18 protein-coding genes are annotated in these 22115 nt (G+C 56.5%); 8 read left to right on the top strand and 10 right to left on the bottom strand.

From position 1 onward, the window contains the following. Nucleotides 1–105 precede the first annotated feature (105 nt). The 4 genes from QMZ25_RS00845 to QMZ25_RS00830 form a co-directional block, all read right to left on the bottom strand. A complete protein-coding gene (locus QMZ25_RS00845) occupies nt 106–840 on the bottom strand; it encodes a MobA/MobL family protein (RefSeq protein ID WP_283218972.1) in 735 nt (244 codons plus the stop codon). Between the two features lie 732 nt (nt 841–1572). Then, entirely contained in the window at nt 1573–2781 is a 1209-nt protein-coding gene (locus tag QMZ25_RS00840; protein ID WP_180877571.1) for a HEPN domain-containing protein, read from the bottom strand. 263 nt (nt 2782–3044) lie between these two features. Continuing rightward, nucleotides 3045–3788: a hypothetical protein gene (locus QMZ25_RS00835; RefSeq protein ID WP_283218971.1), complete on the bottom strand. Its 744-nt coding sequence runs from the start codon at nt 3786–3788 to the stop codon at nt 3045–3047. Nucleotides 3789–4624: 836 nt separating this feature from the next. Next, a complete protein-coding gene (locus QMZ25_RS00830) occupies nt 4625–6109 on the bottom strand; it encodes a hypothetical protein (RefSeq protein WP_283218970.1) in 1485 nt (494 codons plus the stop codon). 591 nt (nt 6110–6700) lie between these two features. Between QMZ25_RS00830 and QMZ25_RS00825 the strand changes: the two genes are divergently transcribed. Further along, nucleotides 6701–7108: a hypothetical protein gene (locus QMZ25_RS00825; RefSeq protein WP_283218969.1), complete on the top strand. Its 408-nt coding sequence runs from the start codon at nt 6701–6703 to the stop codon at nt 7106–7108. A gap of 80 nt (nt 7109–7188) precedes the next feature. Here QMZ25_RS00825 and QMZ25_RS00820 read toward each other — a convergent pair whose 3' ends face one another. After that, nucleotides 7189–7587 (bottom strand): hypothetical protein, encoded by a 399-nt coding sequence (locus QMZ25_RS00820; protein WP_283218968.1) that lies wholly within the window; start codon nt 7585–7587, stop codon nt 7189–7191. 719 nt (nt 7588–8306) lie between these two features. Between QMZ25_RS00820 and QMZ25_RS00815 the strand changes: the two genes are divergently transcribed. Both QMZ25_RS00815 and QMZ25_RS00810 read left to right on the top strand, forming a co-directional pair. Then, nucleotides 8307–9599, top strand: a complete 1293-nt coding sequence (locus QMZ25_RS00815) for an AAA family ATPase (RefSeq protein ID WP_283218967.1) — start codon at nt 8307–8309, stop codon at nt 9597–9599. Further along, nucleotides 9596–10195: a hypothetical protein gene (locus QMZ25_RS00810; protein ID WP_283218966.1), complete on the top strand. Its 600-nt coding sequence runs from the start codon at nt 9596–9598 to the stop codon at nt 10193–10195. Before QMZ25_RS00815 ends, QMZ25_RS00810 begins: the two co-directional genes overlap by 4 nt. Nucleotides 10196–10467: 272 nt before the next feature. On the opposite strand, the gene QMZ25_RS00805 is transcribed toward QMZ25_RS00810, so the two are convergent. After that, nucleotides 10468–10845: a DUF2513 domain-containing protein gene (locus QMZ25_RS00805; protein ID WP_283218965.1), complete on the bottom strand. Its 378-nt coding sequence runs from the start codon at nt 10843–10845 to the stop codon at nt 10468–10470. A 415-nt stretch (nt 10846–11260) separates the two neighbouring features. Here QMZ25_RS00805 and QMZ25_RS00800 point away from each other — a divergent pair, with 415 nt between their 5' ends. From QMZ25_RS00800 to QMZ25_RS00785, 4 genes are all read left to right on the top strand, one after another. Continuing rightward, nucleotides 11261–12094: a vWA domain-containing protein gene (locus QMZ25_RS00800; protein WP_283218964.1), complete on the top strand. Its 834-nt coding sequence runs from the start codon at nt 11261–11263 to the stop codon at nt 12092–12094. 2 nt (nt 12095–12096) lie between these two features. Beyond that, nucleotides 12097–12819 (top strand): hypothetical protein, encoded by a 723-nt coding sequence (locus QMZ25_RS00795; protein ID WP_283218963.1) that lies wholly within the window; start codon nt 12097–12099, stop codon nt 12817–12819. Between the two features lie 13 nt (nt 12820–12832). Next, nucleotides 12833–14506 (top strand): protein kinase family protein, encoded by a 1674-nt coding sequence (locus QMZ25_RS00790; RefSeq protein ID WP_283218962.1) that lies wholly within the window; start codon nt 12833–12835, stop codon nt 14504–14506. A 107-nt stretch (nt 14507–14613) separates the two neighbouring features. Then, entirely contained in the window at nt 14614–15495 is an 882-nt protein-coding gene (locus QMZ25_RS00785; protein WP_283218961.1) for a hypothetical protein, read from the top strand. 112 nt (nt 15496–15607) lie between these two features. On the opposite strand, the gene QMZ25_RS00780 is transcribed toward QMZ25_RS00785, so the two are convergent. After that, on the bottom strand, nt 15608–19339 hold the full coding sequence (locus QMZ25_RS00780) for a hypothetical protein (protein WP_283218960.1): 3732 nt from the start codon (nt 19337–19339) through the stop codon (nt 15608–15610). Nucleotides 19340–20037: 698 nt separating this feature from the next. Between QMZ25_RS00780 and QMZ25_RS00775 the strand changes: the two genes are divergently transcribed. Continuing rightward, nucleotides 20038–20187: a hypothetical protein gene (locus QMZ25_RS00775; protein WP_283218959.1), complete on the top strand. Its 150-nt coding sequence runs from the start codon at nt 20038–20040 to the stop codon at nt 20185–20187. A gap of 61 nt (nt 20188–20248) precedes the next feature. On the opposite strand, the gene QMZ25_RS00770 is transcribed toward QMZ25_RS00775, so the two are convergent. The 3 genes from QMZ25_RS00770 to QMZ25_RS00760 all read right to left on the bottom strand — a co-directional run bounded on the left by QMZ25_RS00770 (nt 20249) and on the right by QMZ25_RS00760 (nt 21860). Beyond that, nucleotides 20249–20641, bottom strand: coding sequence for a RidA family protein (locus tag QMZ25_RS00770; protein ID WP_111186497.1), 393 nt, complete (start codon nt 20639–20641; stop codon nt 20249–20251). Nucleotides 20642–20936: 295 nt separating this feature from the next. Then, entirely contained in the window at nt 20937–21434 is a 498-nt protein-coding gene (locus QMZ25_RS00765) for a hypothetical protein (protein WP_155761028.1), read from the bottom strand. Between the two features lie 84 nt (nt 21435–21518). After that, on the bottom strand, nt 21519–21860 hold the full coding sequence (locus QMZ25_RS00760) for a hypothetical protein (RefSeq protein WP_155761027.1): 342 nt from the start codon (nt 21858–21860) through the stop codon (nt 21519–21521). Between the last annotated feature and the right edge of the window lie 255 nt (nt 21861–22115).

The following is a 22115-nucleotide window of genomic DNA, read 5'->3' as shown; positions in this document are numbered from 1 at the left end:
GCGAGGGCGCTCGCCTCCACTCGATCCCTGCTAAGGCCACTTCTTTCTCTGCAGACCGGCTGAGGCATGAGCGACTCTGCGACAAAATCGCAAAGTCGCGCCTGTTCAACGGGGCGCCGGCGGGCTGCCGGCACCATGGCCAGCCCGAAACGCCACGTATTGGTGCTTCTCCCCGCCGGCCATCCCCTTGACCAGCAACGGGCCCAAGTGGCGCTCTGCCCGTCGATCCAGTCCCTGGTCCCGAAGGCTGCGGTGGTCGACCCTGGTACTGTAGCCGCACTCGGCCAGCATCTCGTTCTGAGTATCGGCCACCAGCTTGCGTCTGGCCGTGACCTCCTGCCGCAGCTCCAACGGACTCTTGCCCCCGCTGTCCTTCCTGCAGCCGCCTTCACTCGGACGGGCCGGGTTGTAGCGCGAGAACGTTCGATCCGGGGTGCGTTCGATTCCATCCGGAACGCGGTCCGAGCACATCAGGTGCACGTGCGGGTTCTCGATACCCCCAAGCGCGCCTTCTGGAGCATGGAGCGCGTACTGGTACGGTTTGTTGCCGGCCAATCGCTGAGCCAGTCGCTCAGCCAGCTCAATCAGTTGGAGTTGGGTCAGTTCGATGGGCAGCGCGATCTCATGCTCGCGATAGGCTGCACCGTTGGCACGCTCATGGCGGTCGGCCATGCTCCAGAATGCTTTGGGATCCTCCTCGGCCCATGCCGGTAGGTTGCCGTGACTTGCGTGGACCAAATCCTCACGCTCGCTGTGCGATCCCTCTCGTTGGATGTAGCTACTGTGTCTGCGAGCGGTGCCTTTCTTGCCGCTCTTGATACTGTAATGGAAGCTTGCCATTGCTGTGTCACCCTTTCTCTATGCGTAGACGAAAAAGGCCGACAAGACTGCTCTTGTCGGCCTATATGGAGTGGAGTGATTCGTTGTCGAATGCGGTGTGATCAAGAAACGGTAAGTGCGCGTGCTACCGCCCCCTGTATGCATCGCTATGTGGAGGCCTGCCGCACCCTCAAGTACCAGTTCGTAAGCAGAGGCGCTGCTCTACAGCGCCTTCTACTACCTGCGTCGCTCTATCCTGCCGGCTACGAACCCATCACTTCCATATACATAGAGCTGGTGGTGTAAAAAATTACTGATCCAGTAGGTAGTGGTCGGTAACCACTGCATGAGGGAGGGCAAGAGGCCATATCATCGTTCATTGCGGGGTGATCGTGGAATGCACTTGTGGTGTTGATAGGCACACCTTTTCGCGGTTCCATCCACCAATAGCTCCGTACCGGCTCGGAATTGGCGGACACGTCAATTACTCTAATTTCCTCGCCGGTCAAAACGATGGCCCGACGATCCATTAGTCGAACTCGTGCCATAGAAGGCTCTGAACCAATCAGCTTGCAGCCTGGAATGAGTGCTCCTCAGCGCCAGCGGAACAACGAGGATAGACAAGTGAAGTTGAATAGTTCCGAGTTGCTTTGGGACAAGTAGCGTGCACCGAAGTCGTTCTTCAGATCGTGGGAGGCTTGACGGGTTGTGAAAGACTTCGGAGGGCTTCGCTCGCCGGCATGGCTCCCCAAGCTATGGCGACGCACTGGTCATCGCATGCACCTCGTGTTTGATCACTAGTGCACATAGCTCCTGCATCCTCGAGAAAGTCAACTTCTCGTCGTGGGTGAGAATGCTGGCGCCCGCATGAACAATTCGACCGCGAATTCGGTATCCCATCTGCATGTCGTTGATAATTTTTTCGCGATCGCGAGCATCGTTACCGATCATGTAGGCGCAGCGATTGGCCATAAGGGTTCCGATTCCTGTGTCTTTGGACATTTTCTCATCGCCCAGGAGTATCTCGAATGCGATTACGACCTGCACAAACTTGACCTGAGCATTGTTGCCTGTGTGGCTATCTAAGAACCAACGCGCTGCGCTCTGCAGTCGGCTGGCTACCCCACTGCTCAAGGCGCTCCGTATCCTCTCTAGTATGATGCTGAGCCTGTCCTCCGAATCAATCTTCCCCAAGAACTCTTCCGAGTAGCCGAGTTCGTTGAAGAAGCCCTGATAGTGGACGTCAAGATCGGAGGTGAAATGCAGGAGTACTTGATCGCCGCCGCTTCGAACTGTGGATATCCTTGTTACACCACTTGTCCCGTATAGCCATGCATTTTTGGCATCTACCACATTGAATGCCAGGAATAGTCCAACAAGCGAATAAAACTGTTCTGTCGCACGTAGAAAGCTGTCCGATTGAAGATCTCGCGATACGTATCCGGCGACTTTTATCTGCGCGTAAACGCGTCTGTCGAATAATTCAGCAGGGGTATCGTGCATCAGGTCAGCGGCGGCCACTCGGTGGTCAGTGTGGTCGCGTAGAGTGGCTCCGGTTATGAGCTGCGTGCAACTGGAAAGATCGATTATGCCATCAACACGGGATAGCGCGTTTGGCCCCAGGCCAGGCATCTGAATCGTGAACTTGTAGTCCCAGGGAAGTGTGCCCAGCAGGTCTATCAGGTGCCGTGATAGCTCCTGAGCTTCCGTTGGAGTGAAAAGCTCGCTAAATGAAGTTGGCCGACGCCACTTGCTCTGCTCTGCAAGTAAAATCGACTCAATTTCACTCCTGATGAAGACAGTAACATGCTGCTCACCTAGGAAGGAGGTCAGCATCTTGTCCAGAGGTGAGCCTCGTGCGATGCAGGCTTGAACGTCATCGAGCCGTAGTGAGGCCGGATCGATTCGATGGCCTCCAAGGACCCGAGATGAGTAGATCGCTGTTGACAGCGTATCGATCAAACTGTCCTTCGTTCCGGATGGTAGTGGGAGTACGACTGGCCTATCCTTTGCGTCTCGGAGATTCTGCAAGTTTTAGTCCTCTATCCGAATTACTCGGGCGCGCCGAGTTGAGTGTGAGCTACGTACTGAGTAATCTGGTGTCGGTGGTATCGCCCAGCGCGTACTGCTTCAATCGCCATCGATCTACGAGCCACAGTTGGGAGCAGGCATCTCAAATGGCGAGCGCACCTCTGGCGAAAGGATGGCTCGTTCAGGGGCTTGGTTTAGATGCCAGGTTTGATGTAATCGCAGACCAAAGGCACTGGCTGCTCCTTCCAGTCGTACTCATACTCCAGCTGATCCAGGTCGCTGCACTTCAGGAGCATTTGGCTTCCAGTTGGGTTGGTCACAACCTTTCGTGCGAAGTAGCGCCACTTCCAGCTGTTCTCGCCAGGAACCATTCGGGAAACATTGATAAGCCCACAATCCCCCGAAGGTGTGCTGTCCGCAACGATCCACGATTGGAAGATGCCCTGCGAGTACTGTGCCTTGAAAGTTTGCTTGAACGGATTTGTGCCTATGCGGCAGGTCCGTTCCTCTTGTCCGAGGCTCAGCGCAACTGCCTCCTTTAGTCCATCCAGTGTACGGCTAGCGCAGGACCGGCCCAGGGCCGCAGCCCATAGGCGCATGTCCTCCCTCTGCCGCGAACTCATTCTGGACATCGAGCGCACAGCTTCTGGCGGGGTGTCAGCTCCGGGCCTTCCGTTGGCAAGGTCGGTGATCTGGCTGCCGAGCGCACAAAGCTCCTGCCATTTGGTGGAATCAAAAATCCCCGCAGGACGAGTTCCATAGTCTTTGGCAAGTGAGGCTGCCAAGTCAGCAGTCTCTCTGGTAAGGCGGGCTTGGGTGTCGGCAGGTTTGAGCTGCTGTCTAATGCTAGTTTGAACGAACGAGCAGGTCAGTAAACCTTGGGTAGGCGGGTCACATTCATACGTCAGCCAGCCATTATCGACCGTGTTGTAGACCATGCCGCTCGTTGGGACAGGGGCCTCTGCTGATTGGGCTTGGCCGGCAGCTACCCCAAGAACTAGGACCGACGCATATACGCCCCTCATCACCTTTTCCATTGCCGTCCCCTGTCTGACGGCCGAACGCTAGCAGCCTCTTTCAGTTGCCGCAAGGACGCAGCTCTGCCTCGCCCGATGGACATGAGTCTGGTCTAGCTCTCCTAGATAGGCCCGGCAATCTACGGACCAGTGACGTCAGCTACCTTGGCGAGTTCCGCTTCCTTACGCGTGGGCATGACGAAACCACCCTTGGGAAGCCATGTCCCCCCCCAATGCCATTACAGCTTGGAGGCATTGCTCCAGCCTTCATCGGCGTCGTCTGGTTTGCAGCAGATGCTGTGACGCCGCGCATGAGGCTTTCACTTTCCGGAGCAGTCGCCGAGCATTGCCCGGCGCTGCTTTGTGGCTTGGCGTTCCGCAGGACAGCGGATGCCCGCATCAGTGCGGCCGGTTGCTATCATCCACCAGTTCGTTGTATGCCTTCATGATGTCCCCCTGCGGACGTATTCCACTGGCCTTAGGAATAGCGGCAAGTGGCTCGCACATAAAGGTTGGGCGGACGGCTCCCATTCGCGAAGTGCTGTGCTGGACGGTCGCGGGCAGCAAGATTCACCGACGACGTGCCTAAGGGCAGGGCAGCGCACTGCCACTGCCTGGATCCTTCGATGGGGAGGAAGCCGTTGGTTACGTGTATTCAACAGACCCGCTTCTGCCGTGACAACAGAGTTTTGATGCACCGACGAAAAGGCCGACAAGATTGCTCTTGCCGGCCTCTATGTGTCAGGACGAGACGTTGGCTAGCGCGGTGTGATGGAGTACGGCAAAACGACAGCAGTTGATCCTAAGTGGAGTTCACGATGTATGAGCTGCCGTTCCATCTGGTAGTGTTTGATGGCCATGTCCTTGGCTAGGTTCACACTGTAGAAGTTCAGCGTGTTCAGCCCAGTCGCGATCGCCGTGATGTTCTTCAGATCCAGCACCGAGCGGTACGCGCCTAGTACCGCGATCTGGTATCGCATCCATGCCTGATAGCTGCTGATCGTTCCTGTAAAGTTGGCTTGGTACTCGTAGAACCGATTCAGATAGATCTGCATCACGCCTTGATGCTGATACGGCCGATCGTCGCCCAGTCCCTTATCGAACAGTCGCTGGGGATTTTTACCCTGATCGGTCTGGCCGTGCCAGTACGGCTTATAGTCTTGTCCGCGCTCCTGTTGGTAACGAAAGGAGCAGAACGCGGCGACTACGTCGTATACGGAAAGGACTGTGGCGTCTTGATCGGTACAGTCGAACGAGCGGTAGGCGTACGAAATAAGCAGCGGTCTGACGCGATCGCGGTGCGCCTGAAGCTGTCGGACTGTCGTCGGGATGCCGGTGGCCTTTTGGACCAACTCGCACATCGCTTCCGAGTGCTCAAGCAGAAGGTAGGGGAAACTAATGATTGAGAAGACACGGTCTCCCGGACCATGGTGGTACTGGGCTCCATGGGCTGCCGATTCGCAGAAGCGATTGGCGTCATCCTGGATATCTCCGATCGCACCGTGGATGCGTGTGTCCTCCAGGTGTCTGGGATAGTGCTGGATGAAGTGACGGAATGGCAGTGTCTGAAGGTAGATGTACATCGCCTCTGCAGCGGATGGGGATATCTCTCCCGTCAGTTCAACGCGGAACTGGTCGAGGAGCTCGGTGATCGAGTCGAACGCGCTCACCAGTAGCGCCTCCCTCATGCCGAAGGCGTCATGCAGGATTTGGGACACCTCATCGTTCGTTCTCTCAACGTGGAGGAGCAACTCTTCAGCGACGGAGTGCCTATCCCTGCGGGAGAGCATCTGCTTAAGCGCACTCAATCTGGACGGATCGATCTCCAATGCCAGTGAGTCGCACAGGGTCTGGATCAGCTCGTAGGCGTCTGTGTCACGCGGCACGGTGGTAACGGTGCTGAACTCCATCGAAGCCGAGTCCTCTACCTGTGGGGGCGATAGCAGTCTCAGTACGTTCTTGGAGTGGTTGTGGTCGGCCAGAAAGAGCAGGCGAATGGTCTTCAGTACTGGAAGCGGTAGGGATTGCTCTCGACTTGACACATCCACGCCGATTGTGGATCTAACGAATTCTAAGGTGCGCTTCAGTGACCTGGTCGTGATCAGCTCTCCATTCTCCTTCACGAGTTCGATGTTCAGCGCGTAGATCAGGTCTGCTAAGGTCGCGGTTCCGACCGCAGCGCCGGATGAGAAATGGAAATCCGCAAGTTTGATGTGAGTCTGCTGCTTGTCTACTTTTGCCATGTGGAAGAGCCGTGGGTTGTGATCTATTGCTATCGAAAGTGAGATCGCAACGTTTGCATGATAGGTAAGGCACCTCAATTCCACAGTCTGATCTGATGCGCGGCCGGGGTCTCGGGAGAGGCTGCAAACACCGCCGTCTAGCTTAGTGGACCTGAGTTCTGGAGGAATTCGGTCTGGCTACACAGACAAGGATCCGCACTCAGATCCGAGGGCCAGGATTGGCCAAAAGCGACAGTCGGTGAGGCGCCTGCTAGTGGAAGGCATGCCTACCAGCCCGGACTTGCAGTTTGACCAGTCCGTCTCTCTGTAGGAGCACGCGGGCCATAGACAGGCCCGTCAGGACGGGGGATAGTTCGCATAGGTCATCCCTTGGCGCTGCATGAGCATTCTCAACGTTCTGCTTCGCCCGGATCAGCTTTTAGTGGCGGTCGACACCCTTGCGGAAGATGCGCTCTCCGGCGCTACGTCTGCAGGTGCGAAGGCCCTGTTGATTCCGCAGCACAATCTAGTGCTAGCGACTGGGGCTCAACTCAGTTCTTTCTGAGGATCTACGAGCTTTCTCTATAGGCCAGCTTCCGAAGCGATTTCACGATGGAGCAGCTGATGCGGGAGTTGGGGTTGGTCATCGACCAGCTTTGGCCGAACTACGAGCGTGCGGCTTTGGAGGCGGGTATCTCCAGCACCTTGCTCCACACCGAGTTGGTGCTTGGTGGTTGGTCGCCGCAGAGCCGACGATTCGAGGCGACGGCATACGCCAAGAGTGAGTCCGGTGTACCTGCTGTCGTGCAGCGCCTAGCTGGGGGACTTGCCTCTCCTGGTGAGCCATTGAAGGGCCAGTCCGATAGCTCTGAACTATCGGAGGTTCTTTCCGCCGGCAAGCTTCAAGCTGCCTGGCTGAACGAGAAGTCGGGGCGAAGAGTTGCCGGCGGCAACTTGCTCGCGCTTGTTCTCCGTAAGGACAGAGCTGAGGTCCTCAATCTGGGTCAGCTCGACCTCTGACCCGGGCCACCGCTCCTTGAGTTACATGCTGCCGATGTGGAATTCGATGTTCCTGATAGCGCGCGCCTTTCTTCGAATTTTCAACCTGACATGAAGAAGCTTACGATTGGCTTGAGCATTTTCAACTGATACTCCAGGACGCCCCCATCGCTTTGATCGGTATCGACCCTATAAGAGAAGTCCACGGACTGTTGGCGCGCTTTGAATTGATATGTGATGCGTGCGTCGCACTGATAGCTGTCGATGTTGTCGTCGTACTCAAGCGTGCGGATGTTTGATATCTCGTAGGTCTCCCCGAGCACGCGAAAGTCCTCTGACGCATTAGAGCGGTTGCGGTCTGCGTACTTATCGACCTCTGCCTTTACAGCTTCATCCAGGACCGCGAGGGTGTCGGAGTCTGCGCAATTCGGTGTGCCTCCTGGGCAGCCAGTGATCAGAGCGCAGATCGCCAAGGTCCAAACGAGGCTAGTTCCTTTCATGATGCTTCCTTGATTTCATGCGTGGGTTAAAGCTTGGTGCGCGGGACGGGGCGTGCACCTGAGTCGAGAGCCGAATTGGTGAAATGCGTGAGGACTATAGTCCGTCGCACTATAGTCTTAGCGCCCCTATCTTCGGGCGTCAATGGCGACCGACGGAAAGGCTGTTCAAAAGACCTTCGGGGGGGTACTTCGCGCGGTTCGCACCGAGCGGGAGATCTCTCAGCAGGACCTTGCCTTAGATGCAGGTTTGGACCGGACCTACATCTCATTGTTGGAGAGAGGTCTCCGTCAGCCTACGCTATCGACTCTTATCGCCCTGGCCGGTGCGTTAGGGGTAGATGCGGCCTCTTTAGTGCAGAAAACGACAGATTCCCTAAAGAGTTAGGCTCGGTCAGGGAGGCTGTTCGGTGAGGGGCTTTGAGCCAGACGTGGAACAAGCTCATGGTTCTGATCCCCCGCGAGATAGTCGGATCCAGAGACCTGTTCAGATTGATCCTTCCCGCGGGGACGACCAACCCCCAACCTCTTGGTCCTAGGGCTGGGCTAACCCCGTCATTCGCGCGCGAGGCCGGGTAGCTGTTGGACGCAGTTGGCCCAAGAATCCATGTGAGGCATCCTTCACCTGCTGGTCGGGCTCTTGGAGGGTTGACGGTGTGCCGCCGGCTACTCCCACCCTGCGTGGCACCTAGCGGACCATGCGAAAACGGTAGAATGAGGCCATGATCGAACAGCTCGCACTGCGCAATGTTGGCCCAGCTCCGTCAATGGATCTGGAGTTTGGACGTCGTCTCAACCTGCTGACCGGTGACAATGGTCTGGGCAAGAGCTTCCTGCTGGACATCGCATGGTGGTCACTGACTCGCAAATGGCCAGCTGAGCTGAATCGTCGTCTGCCTATGGGCCTTCCGGCCAAGCCGCATGGGGATGAGCCGGCGTCTATTACGTTTTCAGTGACAGGCCAGTCAAAATCTGTCACCTATCAAAGCAAGTTTGATCGGAAGGACCAGGCTTGGAAGGGCGCAGCTGGAAGACCGGTCAATCCGGGGTTGGTGCTGTACGCTCAGGCCGACGGTAGCTTTGCCGCATGGGATCCGGCGCGTAACTATTGGCGAAAGAAGGGAAACGTGGATGTGCAGGATCGTCCGCCTGCTTACGTTTTCTCCACCCAAGAAATCTGGGACGGTCTGAGGGACTCTGAAGGCCGGGTGCTGTGTAATGGACTCATCTCTGATTGGGCGAGTTGGCAGAAGGAGCGGGGTGAGGCATTCAAGCGCCTTGAGGCCGTGCTTTCATCATTGTCGCCATCAGCAATGGAGCGTATCCAGCTTGGCAATCTGACTCGCATCAGCCTCGACGATGCTCGTGACATTCCGACGATAAGGATGCCGTACGGTCAGGACGTGCCAGTTCTACATGCATCTGCGGGCCTTCGCCGCATCCTGGCTTTGGCCTATCTGCTTGTATGGACATGGGAAGAGCACCTGAAGGCTGCTGCGCTGATTGATATGAAGCCTACGCATCAAGTGACCTTCCTTGTGGACGAGATCGAATGCCACCTGCACCCCAAGTGGCAAAGGCGGATTGTCGCCGCGCTTCTGGAGGTAGTGAAGTCATTGGCTGCCAAAGCCAGCGTGCAGGTGATCGCCGCAACGCATTCGCCTTTGGTGATGGCGTCAGTGGAGCCTATTTTCGATGCCAAGGAGGATGCTTGGTTTGATCTGGACTTTGAAACGATTGGCAAGCGCCAGTCAGTGGTGGTGCGGCAACGCCAGTTTGTAGTACACGGAGAGGCTGGAAACTGGTTGACCAGTGAGGCATTCGATCTTCGATCATCCCGCTCGATTGAGGCAGAAGAGGCCCTTGAACGTGCGGCATTGGCTATGGCGCGTAAAGACTTCAGCAAGTCCGATGCCCAGGCAATTCATCTCGAACTTCAGAAAGTAATCGGTGATACCGATCCGTTTTGGCTGCGCTGGCGCTTTGTCGGCGAGAAGAAGGGGTGGTTGCCATGATTCCTGTTGTCGCTAAGGCAGAGCCCGCAGACTTTAACGCCAATGTTCGGGCGCGCGGCGCTAAATCGATGCGCGCCAAGGGCATCGACCCGGATGTTCCGCTACCGTCTGGAAAGAAGCTCAGTCCCTTCTGGCGTGACTGCCTGGATGATCTTTATCGGGAGTACAACCAGACTTGTGCATATCTGGCGGTCTACATTGAGAGGGCCGTGGGTGGTGTGACTGCCGACCACTTTGTGGCTAAGTCCAAGTTGCCGCGAAGAGCCTATGAGTGGGATAACTTCCGTCTGGCAAGCGCAATCGTCAATGCGCGCAAGTGTGATTTTGATGATGTCCTGGATCCTTTCGTCTTGCCTCCACAATGGTTTCAAATCGAACTGGTATCAGGACGTATCTATCCAAATCCGGGTATTAATCCGGTCGACATTGATCGAGTTGATGAAACGATCAAGCGCGTGGGCCTGGACAATGACATCAATCGAAAGATGCGTGCTACGCATTTTCAGGACTATTGCGCGGGCGACATCAGCGAGAATTTTTTGCGAAGGCACTCGCCGCTGGTTCACTTCGAAGCCCAGCGGCAAGGACTGTTGTAGCGACCTCCAAGCCTGACCCTTACCCCCATGGATTGGCAATAGGTCAGGGGCATTGTTGCGGCGATGAGCCATGGAGTTGATTATGGGTTTGATCAGTTGCAATTGGCCTTCTTGCCTCGCTTTGGTCGATCTGAGGCCATGCTGCTGATGAACTCAGCCGCAATTGCGTGGCCATCCGCTACAGGGGAAACGCGCCAGGGGGATGCGCTGTTGCCGTGACGCTGGGTCTCTTTTCGAGAGAAAACTCAATTCGCCGCACAAGCTGCCGGATGTTAGTTGGCCAACCCCAGTGCGGACTTGGCCAGCGCTGTGGCGATCTCTTTGAGCACGCCGATGCTGACCGAGCCGCCAACAGTGGCGACTTTTTGCTTGGTCTTATTCCAGATCGTCTCATCGCGGATCGTATCGATGAAATCATGCCCTTCTGGCGTGAGACGGAATGCTAGGGCTGCTGTGGGTACGGTTGAGTCGCGACTGCCCAAAGAGTACTGAACGTTGCCTACCGCGAGACCGGAATCGACGATCAACGCCAAGTGATAGGCAACTTGGGGTTGAGTGAATCCCTCAATCGGGTTGGTGGCGCTGAAGGGGCGTTCGCTTGTCTCTAGAGCCAGCATCAGCTGGCGAATCAGTTCGCTATCACGTTTCATGGGGTGCCTGAGTTGGTTGCTGGTTAGGGATTGGAATTCTGGAGCCCCATCCTCACCCGAGAAGCTGGGAAAATGTTCTAGCGGAAGCTCTGCTGGATCATCGTTGGAGTCCGGACTCCGGACTCCGGACTCCGGCTCAATATTCCAATGAGACAACCTTAGACGCAATCCGAGCAATCCGGCGACTGCCTGTCGCCCGCTCCAGCAAATGGACTCTCGCCGAAGTTCCACCGCTTCGGACAGAGTTGATCAGCTGAGTCTTGCTCAGGTTGTCAGAAAAATCCTACTCACGTAACCCGGATGGCTGGTGGAGGTTTCTGCCTGGGCGCGGCATGATAAGGGGGCGGGTAGCGTGCTGGCCTAATGCTTCGCCTAATCGCTGTTACCCATACCTTTCAGACTCCAGGGGAAATCGATGACTTACACCGCTGAGATCAGTAGGACCAGCCCGACGGCTTTCCTTTTCCTTGTCGACCAGTCCGGTTCCATGCAGGACACCATGCAGAACGGGAAATCCAAGGCGCAATTTGTTGCAGATGTGCTGAACCGCACGCTCGCTACGTTGATCACTCGATGCACTAAGTCCGAAGGCACCCGGGACTACTTCGAGGTCGGTGTCCTGGGCTATTCGGGCTCTTCTGCCAGCAATGGCCTGAGTGGTGGGCTCTCGTCAACAGTTCTCCATCCCATTTCCGGGATTGAGGCCAATCCGCTCCGAGTGGAAAACCGCACCAAGCGCGTTGACGACGGTGCTGGCGGACTCGTCGATCAGTCCATCAAGTTCCCGGTCTGGTTTGAAGCCAGTGCCTCCGGTGGCACTCCGATGTGCACCGCGATCACCACCGCGGCTGGTGAGCTGGCTGCTTGGTGTGATGCGCACCCGGATAGCTACCCTCCGACAGTGCTTCACGTCACCGATGGTGAGTCAACCGACGGTGATCCCGAGTCACTTGCGCATCAGTTGCAGCAGATCAGCACTAACGATGGAAACGTGCTGCTGTTCAATCTGCACGTGAGCACGAGCGGTGGAGATCCGGTCAAGTTCCCAAGTTCCGACGCCGGCTTGAGTGACTCTTACGCAAAGTTGCTGTTCCGGATGTCCAGTGCTCTGCCTCCGCATCTCCAAAAGGTTGCCGAGGAAAAGGGTATCAAGGCAACTATGGAATCGAAGGGCTTCGTGTTCAACGGTGAAATCGCAGAGATCGTCGACTTCTTCGACATCGGTACGAGGGCCGCGCAGCTGCGCTGATCATGGCACTGTCGGTTCTGTTTGAGGGGACGGTGGCTAAGCACAAAGAGTCGCCGAGCGACAATGAGGATGCCTACCGCCTAGCCCCCGACGTGGGTAGGATCGTACTGGCCGATGGTGCGTCAGAGTCTTTTGACGCCCGTAATTGGGCGCAGCTCCTTGTTGACCGCATGGCTGATGAGGATCTATCAGTGGCTGCGGTCGGGGCCTGCGCGCAGGCCTACAAGGCTTTGCATGACCCGGAGCAGCTCACCTGGTCAAAAGCAGCCGCATACCAGCGGGGGAGCTTTGCCACGTTGCTAGTTGTGCAAGACCTCCCCGAATCCAGCTCGGTTAGGGTTTCCGCCGTCGGAGACAGCCTGGCCGTGTGGCTCGATGCGGACACGATGCTTGCATCAGTCCCCTATGGTAGCTCGGAGCAGTTTCTGGACAAGCCGGTGTTGCTCTCTACGAGGATGGATCTGAACGAGCCGGACGGTCTGCACTGTTCTGTGCACAAATGGGGGTATGAGGAGCAAGGGCACAGGTTCTTGCTTTGCATGACCGATGCACTTGGCGCCTGGCTCCTTTCCCATCAAGAGAGAGGAGACGCATCAGCACTGGAAGCCTTGTGTAGTATCCGAGAGCCGCATGAGCTTGTTGCGCTCGTGGAGAAAGAGCGTGCTGCGGGCCGGATGCGTCGCGATGACTCCACGCTGATTATCGCGTCAGTCACCAGGTCTTGAGGCGGATCTGACAATGGCCTACCCATCCTTAGAGCAGTACAACGAAGCACTGCAGTCCCCTCAGCTGGTGCTACTGGATCCTGAGCTCAAGCGCGGTGCGTTGAAAACCACTGGTCTCGGTCTGCCATTGGCGCTATGCGGCGGCTTCGCGCTGACGTACAAGGTGACAGTAGGCGCGAAAGATTACGCACTGCGCTGTTTCCACAAGGAATCTCGTGAGCTGGAGCACCGCTATCAGGCAATTTCGTCAAGGCTGAAGCAGCTCAATAGTCCGTACTTCCTCAATTTTGAGTTCAATCCAGCCGGGATTCGGATTCAGGGGAGCACGTACCCTACCGTCAAGATGGCGTGGGCCAGTGGGACCACGTTGGCTGAGTTCCTTGAGGTCAAGCACAATGACAAGGCGGCGCTGACCAGACTACGCGCTGCTTTGATCTCATTGGCTGCTTACCTGGAGCAGAACAACGTTGCTCATGGAGACATCCAGCCAGAGAACCTGATGGTCAGTGCTGATGGCAGCACAGTGCAGCTGATCGACTACGACGGCCTGTATGTGGAGTCACTCAAGGGGGCTAAGGCGACCGAGCTGGGCCAGATCAATTTTCAACACCCTCAGCGTTCGGCGAACGATTTCGGTCCCACTTTGGATCGGTTCTCCTTCTTGACGCTGGATGTGTCGCTCCAGGTCCTGATCGCTGCTCCATCGATGTGGGCCTCCACCAGATCTGAGCCAAGTGCGGTCGTGTTCCGGCGAAATGATTTCCTAGACCCGACCCAATCGACATCCTTCCAGAGCGCAGTGGCTATCCCTGGCGCCCGGGTCCATGTGGAGAATCTGGCCAAAGTAGCTGCCGCTCCCTTCTCGACGGTTCCTTCGCTGGCCGACTTCCTGACGGGCACGGGTGTACCTGCGGGACCAATCTCGATCAGCGCGGCCCCAAGGATCCTTACCTATCAGGGCCCCTATGTGGTCGCTGCTGCCGCCAACTACTCGCAAGTACTGCAGCTGGTCGGTAATCGAGTAGAGCTCGTGGGTTGCATCCAAGAGGTCAGGCGTGGGCGTGCCAGAAATGGCAAGCCATACATCTTCGTGAACTTCGCCGATTGGCGGGGGCTGGCAGTCAAGCTGGCGATCTGGTCTGACGGCATGGATGCTATCAGGACCGGTCTCCCCGATGCTTCCTGGGTGGGGCGCTGGGTTTCGGTGATGGGCCTAATTGACCCTCCATACAGCAACAGTGTTCGCGTCAAGAACAGCTCGCGCTCGATCAGCTATACCCACCTGTCGATCACGATCACCTCGCCTGGTCAGATACAGACACTTGCTGAAAAGGATGCCAAGTTCCGGCTTCAGGTAGCAGGGAAGCCTGTGGGCGCTGCCTTGGGTGGCGTCACGACGCAAGCAAACAGCCGAAATGCCAACATCATCAAGGGCATGGGCGGGGCGGTGGCAAACCCTGGACCGCTCCCTCCGTCAAGCCCAAATCCATCGCCTTCTCAAAGTCGGAATCAAGCGATCCTTGGGGGGATGCAGCGGCAGTCACCGACTCCGCCCGCGATGCCGCCACGTCGACCATCCGTCCCCGGGAGCGTTCCTCCCAAGCCTGTCTCATCCAACGCCGGGTGCTGGCCGGTCGTAATAGCCGGCGCATTGTTCGCGGTCGTGCTGAAGGCGTGTGCGGGGTAGAGGATGGCTTCGGTGCAGAACGCTTTTAGACCCTGCCTGCACGTCCTGGTTTGATGGTAGATGTGGCTGCTTGCAAACGCACACCCTAAACAAATTTTGGGAGATGTATGTCCAGTTTGGTGCAGGAAATCCAGCACGATGCGCTAGACCCTAAGATCGGCGTTAGTGACCTTCTTCGAAAGGCATTGGTGATCTCAACCAAGCTCAAGATCAGTGAGGACACCGCTTGGATTAAGGCCGAGCTTTCAGGCTACGCCGGTGATGCTGAGTTGCCTGACTATAGAGATCTGCGTGGGCTCCCTCAGGTCCACAATCCCTATCATGGTTACTTGCCTTTTAACATGCCGGCGGAGATGGAAAAGGAGTTCTGCAAGTTGCCCATGGGATTCAGCGTGGCGGAGGTCGAGGCGCTTCTCAGAGGAGCGGAGAACGAGCTTCGCTTTAGCTTCCCACCAAGGGTCACCGCCTACTTCCTGAAGCATATGGAGGTGAAGATGCAGCCATCGCTATTTATCTCAAAAAGTGTTTTCCATGGCGTCTTGGACACGGTCCGAAACCGCGTTCTTCAGTGGGCGCTAAATCTTGAGTCAGCAGGAGTAGTTGGTGACGGTTTGAGCTTCAGCCCAACCGAAGTAAGCGCTGCCAAGCATGTTACGAACATCACCAACAACATTGGTGCTATGCATAATTCGCAGCTTCAGCAGCTGTCTGCGGGGCAGCAGTCGTACCAGATGATTGAGAGACGCGACGAGCTTGTATCACTCTTGGAGCAAATCAAAAATGCCGCCACATCCGAGGGTGCCCCTGCTCAGGTAGCTGTGGACATTGACACAGTCTTGATTCAACTCCAGTCCGACTCTCCCAAGCGGGGAGTCGTGGAGGAGTCTCTGAAATCGCTGCGAACCATTCTGGAAGGAGCAGCTGGTGGCGTGCTTTCTAGCTATGTTCCCCAGCTTGTCGGCTTAATGGGAGCAATGGGAATCGGGTGAGGCCTATGGGCTGGGGGGACGCTGGGAGCTCGATCTGGCGCGATCGGCTTGCTGAGCCGATCGCACCCTGCTGAATGGAGCTTAGCAAGTCTCTACGGTCGGTCCTAAATTTTCATCCTCCGCCGTTCTTAGCCCAGTCCATAAGTAGCTTCACTGTCTTCTTGGCTTCTGAAGTTCGTGGCGCCCGTGACCGATAGGCTCGGAAAATTCCCGTGCGAATGGACTGCTCAAGTTCTGGCAAACTGGCCAATATGGTCTGTCTGTACTGCGTAGGGTCCGCGACCTGAATGACACCGGCATCTAGCATGGCTAAGGATGAAAGTAGCCCAACTACCGATGTACGTGGATCAGCCAATCGAATTCGGCTCGAAAGCGCCTTGAGCACTCTCCAGCGTTCATCCTCGGGAAGATTCATGCAGGCCCAAAGCCAGTCAACTGGGAAGCCCACCCATGTCCAGCCGAGCTCAATGAGCTGAGCAATCCAAAGCATGGCTTGCCTGGGTGTGATCCATCCGTGCCGAGAAGCCGTAATGATCAGGGAATGCAACGCCGCAGATGGAATTCCGGTAGAAGCAGTTGCGATGGCCCGGAGGCTGAGCTCTTCTGCAATCAGCGTGAGGCCGTGAAACTTTGCGGCGTGGAAGGTGGCGAACGTCTCTGATCCGAAGGCATCCAAAAGCTGAGCGGCTTCACCGGACAACGGGACTGTCGGCACATCGATAATTCTGCACTGGCTAATGATCTTCGACACTCTTTTCCAGAACTTAAGCAGGGCAACCCGCTCGGCGGCGCTTCTGCTTGTGATGTAAAGGTTGCCCTGCTCGTCAAGATTCATATGCCCGACTGATCGACGTCGTTCACGCTCCTCGGCGCGCCAGTCACAAAGCTGAGCAACCGCGAGCTTAGTGATGCGCGGTGGCTTGAATAGGCGGCCGGCAAAGTCCTCGGCGTCGATTGTGGCGAGCAGAAGAACAGTTGTCGCGTCCAGAATCCACCCAGCCGATGCCTCCAGTATGGATTCGTCAGCCTCAATGTCGGGAGTGGTCCCAGAGTGAGAATGTGGTATCCAGAATTTGGACTTGAAGATGAACTCTCTAGGGCTTGTTTGGAACTGCTTGGCCATCAGCACAGCTGGGAAGTGTCCTCGCTTCGCCAGATCAAGCCGTTCCTCCACCTCCCGGTGGCGCGCACTCAGCATCCTCTTGGCCTCTGCCAGTTGGAACTCGATATCTCCACTGATGCGCTGAACGCCCGTCTGCTCCTTTGAGCTCAAGCCGATCTGCTGCACTGCCTCGGCATAAAGGATTTCGGAAGGACCGCGAATGGATCTGATCTCCGCTACCTTCCCATCAAACGGCTCCCCCATAAGCGTCACGGTGGCACCGGATTGCTGTCCTATAAGCTGCTCGATCCAAGGATGACGGATGGGATCTAACGAGCGAATACCCGGTAGCGACGGTGCACCAGCCTTGCTGATGTAGAATTTGTCGTCTACCTGGTTTTCGATGTAAATGGCCACGATCGTGCCGCGCTGCACGGTATCAACGCGCCTATGTGACTTGCGGTTGACTCCAAGCGCGAAGACCTGTGACGCGCGTTCCGGCGTAACTAGATCATTGCGCAACAGTTCAATGGCGTCTGCATCGTCTTCCTTGATCCCAAGAATAACCCTAGCCTGCATCAGGAAAATGTAATCATCGGCCGACTTGGCGGTGGGCTTGTTCAGCGTCAGAAAAAGCTTTCTTGCCTCGCGTGTTCGCCCCATATTTGCAGCAAGCCGTGCCCAGTCACGTACAGACTGGGTCGTCGCATTGGGGGTAGCGATTGCTTCTTGGAGTGCGAGCAAGGCTTGGCCGCGATCGCCAGCCTGATAGTACGCCTGCGCAAGTCGTGTCTGCACTTCGGCGCTGTCGGGGTTGCTTTGATGGACTTTCTCCAATGTGAGGATGGATCCAGAAAAATCTAAGTTGTCGCATTGCGTCTCTGCCAGGACCATCGCGGCATGCTCGTTGATCAGCTCTCCCGATTCTGCGAACGCGATCTCCTTAAGGCGGGGGATCCATCGGCCGAGTGCGATGCCGGCTCCGCTCATTGCCAAGGGAGTTGCGATTCCGAGCGCAGCTTCGGAAGTCATGCCTGTCGGATCTATCTGTCGAAGAATGCGGTCGATCTCTCGCTTGTTGGAATCGGAGGCGCGACTATGCTGCGTCGCCAACCATCCGAGAAGCGGTAGGGATTCGCCGTGGTCACTGACATGCGCAATGCCGTCACTGATGACGCTCTGCGGGTCGTCGGTTCGTAAACAAATTCGCAATCGCTCTACATGTGCAATCGAACTCTCTATGGGCGTCACTCTGGGGTCAGAAAGCACCTGCTGTACGATGGTCCTTGCCTCGTGTAATCGATTTGCCGAAGTGAGTGAAGATGCATAGGCGAGCTTCGCAATCGCATCAATGGCATGGTCGGAGGCAGCGCCCTCATCTGGAGGCTGAATGTCACTGTCATGTTCACAGAGAAGGCATCGGTGGATCCAGATGTCACGTTGCCCGCTCTTAATTGCAAGCGCCTCATCCCACGAGCTAGCGGAATCGGCAAATCGTCCGGCGGCACGGTAGGCTGCGCCGAGATTGGTCAGGAGAACCCTCTGGAGTGATGAATTCTCCGGACCTTTGATTGAATCAAGGTGTTGCTGCAGGAGAGAAATTATTCGGGAAATCTCACCCTGATCGGAATTGTCTGTTGCAATTGCTAGGGCATTTGCGAGCTGATTGATTTGAACGCCGAGAGCCAAATGCGGTCGAGTGGATCGCGCGACTGAAAACCAGTGAGCGGCGCGATGTGGTGCACCAAGCGCTGCTGCTGAATCGGCAAGTGCTACCGCTATTCTATCTAGCCGGTCGCCAAGATGAACCTTCGCGAATGCCTCGAGGTCAGAAATTTCCGCACCTCCGCGCCTGGCGCGAAGCCGAACGCAGCCGCCAACAGCCTCTGCGAGCGTAGCTTCTGTTGCTGAAGAGAGGGCGAGATCGGCGAGTCTCTCTGCTACCTCAGTCTCGTCAAGTTCTTCGGCTGCCAATGCTCCAAGAATGAGAAGTTGCGCATTCGGCAATTGGTATTCGGCCTCAGTATTTGCAATTGCCAGAACGTCCGCATAGCTTTCCATCCCATAGAGTGCGCGGCACCGGATACGCTTGACCGCATTCTCATTTGTAGAGCCGCTCCGCGCGTCGAGTATGGCTAACGCTCGCAGTGGCATCCCATTATTAACCCAATCTTCTGCGGTTCTGAGGTCATCCGGTAGTGATTGGTCAATCTCGGTGGTTAAGCTCGGCATCATGCCGTTTACGAGCCCTAGGTACTCACTGATTACCCGCACATCTGATGGTTGAAACACGAAGTCAATGAGATGCTTCTTCAGTAGGTTGGAAGATTGGACGATGGACGCCAGGTCTTCGAGTGCAATTATTGATACCCTGTTGACCTTTCCATGCAGACGAGCAGTCCTGGCATGCTGCTGCAATCTTGCATCTCTGCTGTTTAGGGTAACGATGCTGTAGTAGTCCAGGGGTGGCACGAACTCGTGGCACAGCTCCAACTCCTTGTCGAAGATGGCTGTAGTGAGCTTTGATCGAGCATATGCCTTGCACTGGTATCCCCAGTGGCCGAGGTTGGGATTGCGGGCGTGAACGTACACGTCGACGCCATTCTGGGCCTGCCCGCTAACGCCAATGCGCTGGGCCTCCAGCTCGGGCTGATGCCTCTCGTTAACGTGGAGGAGCACAAGCTCCTCGAACTTCTCGCTATCAAGTGAATTCAGCCAGCTATTGATAAGGTTGCTTGCCATGAGGTCCTAGAGGTCCACTTCCAGTTCTTGCCGGAGCGCGATGTGTATCCGCACCGAAGTCTAACTTCCCAGCGCAGCTAAGCAGGATATAGCCGCCAAGCTTGGGTAGCGCTTCTAGCATCCGATTGATGCTGGGGAGCTCTGGTGCCTTGCTTCCAGCCTTGGGTCTCAGACGGATCCAGTCTGCTTGGCTGACACCCGTTACAGCCTCAGTGCTGACCTCGAAAGCGTTGTATTAAGGACAGACTGCCACTTCTAGGGGACTATAGGGATAGATGCGTGGAGGCGCAGGAGCTTGGGGCCCGCTCTTAGAGGCCCGATCAAAAGCGATGGAGCGGTTCACCCGGGCTCCAGCCATCTATGACGAGAGGGTCGTATCCCCGCCCCTCGCTTTAGCTCTGTACTAGTGCCGTCGCGCGTCTTCTAGTTGGAATTCACCGGCGCAATCATCCATAGAAGTCCGTGAGCATCCGCAATGACTGGGGGTGCATTTGGGGGTATTGAGTTTAATTAAAATTTCAAAAGGCATTTAATTTCAATGAGGTGTGGTGTCTTTATGGTTCGGATAAGCGCACCATCCCGCAGTCGCTCGCTTCCGCAGCGTTCTTTCTCCTGTGGCGAATTGCAGCGCGTTTGCCAGGCGCCGGAGTCGCATACGCAGGGCTGTCAAAAAGAAGAGTGAACTCGAAGCATTTGACGTGGCCACGCATCTTCGTACGCCTGAAGAAATGGCCGCCTATCTCGATGCCTGCATCGTCGAAAGCGACGACGATTCGGCCTTCATGGCCAAGGCACTGGGCGATATCGCGCGTGCCCTATCGGGCGCTGTCCGGCGAGCGGAGTCCTGATTTCGCGACCGCTGCCTGAGCGGCACGCGCTCGCGCACACGATCTCCCGGAGGCGGCATGCTCAGTCCGGAATGCGGGCGATCACCTTGATCTCGAAGTCGAATCCGGCAAGCCAGTTGACGCCCACCGCCGTCCAGTTGGGATAGGGCTTCTCGGGGAAGACCTCGCTCTTTACGGTCATGACGGTTCCGAACTGGTTCTGCGGGTCCGTATGGAAGGTGGTCACGTCGACGATGTCGTCAAGCCCGCAACCACCGGCCTTCAGGGTTGCCTCCAGGTTCGCGAAGGCCAGGCGGACCTGCGCCTCGAAGTCGGGCTCGGGTGTCCCGTCGCTGCGGCTGCCCACCTGGCCGGACACGAACAGCAGGTCACCCGACTGGATCGCGGCCGAATAGGTCTGCGAGGTGTACAGGTCCTGCCGGCCGGCCGGGAAAACGGCATTGCGCTTGCTCATGGGATTCTCCAGAAGGGGATCGATGAGCCTCAAGGTAGTCCTCGGCATTGGCCGGATAAACGCCTATAAAGCGCCATCACTATTTGCCAAATCAAAACAATCGGCGGGCGTGGCGGCGCGGCTCATGCCGCGTGCAACTGCAGCTCCACATACTCCGCCAGCCCCCGGCAGGCCAGCAGCAGGCCTTCGCGCGCGCCGTCGCCGATGTCGTCCTTCTCGGCGCCATCCACACGCACGCGCTAGGTGGTACGCAGGATCTCCCGCGATGTGGTGACGCCTGCCGCTTCGCACCGCTTCAATGATTGCCGACGCAGGCCTGCCCCTTATGAACTGCAAGCTCTCCGCTCCCTCCAGTCTTGATGCAGAACACGGTGGAATAAAAGCGGGTCTGAACAACACTCTCGACCGTGCGAGCGGTATCCATACTGAATACATACGGCCTGTTCAGTGAAAGCGTTGGATTGAGCGCCCTTTCATGGGTGGATACTGGAATATAGCCATCCGGCACCTTTCCGTATGACATGCAATCACCCGGCATGAGTGTCAGGGGCTTGGCGCCCGCTGCCAGCTCAATAGCCCAGGTTCCACTTGGTGCGCGGCTCTCATGGATCATCACGCGGCCAACTGCAAATGAAGTTCTGCTCTTGCTTGGGACGCAGATCGCCGGAATACCATCGACAAGGATGACCTGCGCCTCTCTCCCTATTCCAAGCGGGGTTGCATCGGCAAAGTCAGCAGCACTGAAGCAGGATCCCGCCAGAATGAAGGTTCGAGCTATTGCATGGATTTTCATCAGTGATCGTGTGTGTTGCTGGAGTGAATTGTTGGGGGAAATGTCTACGCATGAAATTTGGCGAAATGGCGTGTCCGGTCGACGCTATGGTTGGCCTTGCTGCCGGCCTTCTCGGTGGAAACGGTCAGCCTCCAGAACAAGACGAGCCGCTCTCCACGTGATGGCGCTTGAGTGGCAGTTGAGGGTGTCGGTGCGTTCACGGATTGTTTTTGATCTGTACCGCGCGCCGCCAACAGTGCCGCATTTCTCATTCTTCGACCTGTTCCACGCTTTCTGGTCTTTTCTATTGGCGGTCCGCCAATCTTTCGGCATTTGTCCAAGGACTTCCTTAAGCGCGTATTTGTTGTATCTATAGAATCTCTTGGCGGCGTCCAGTGATTCTTCATCGCTGAAAAAGTCCATCGTGGCGTCATTGTCAGCGGTCATGTCTTCGCCTGTGCCCAGGGAACCCATGGTCTTTTGTTCAGATGAGATCAATTTTTCCCTGAGGTGGTCATTGCTGAATTTTCTGTTCGGAGGGCTGCACGCTGGCATGCATGCCAGGATGGATATGCATAGAAGCAGATATCCAGATGCGATTCTCATTGTTCAATTTATGTGCGCGACTGAATTCCCATCATCTCTTACGGTTGTGCGGCCGTAAATTCCGTGAGGAGGGTATTTGGACAGCTGGCAGCCTGG

Origin of the sequence: Stenotrophomonas sp. RS-48, from assembly GCF_030053245.1 — a bacterium.
Lineage (GTDB): Bacteria > Pseudomonadota > Gammaproteobacteria > Xanthomonadales > Xanthomonadaceae > Stenotrophomonas > Stenotrophomonas maltophilia_P.
The sequence above is the reverse complement of the archived record's forward strand: the minus strand, read 5'-3'. Positions and strand labels throughout refer to the sequence as shown.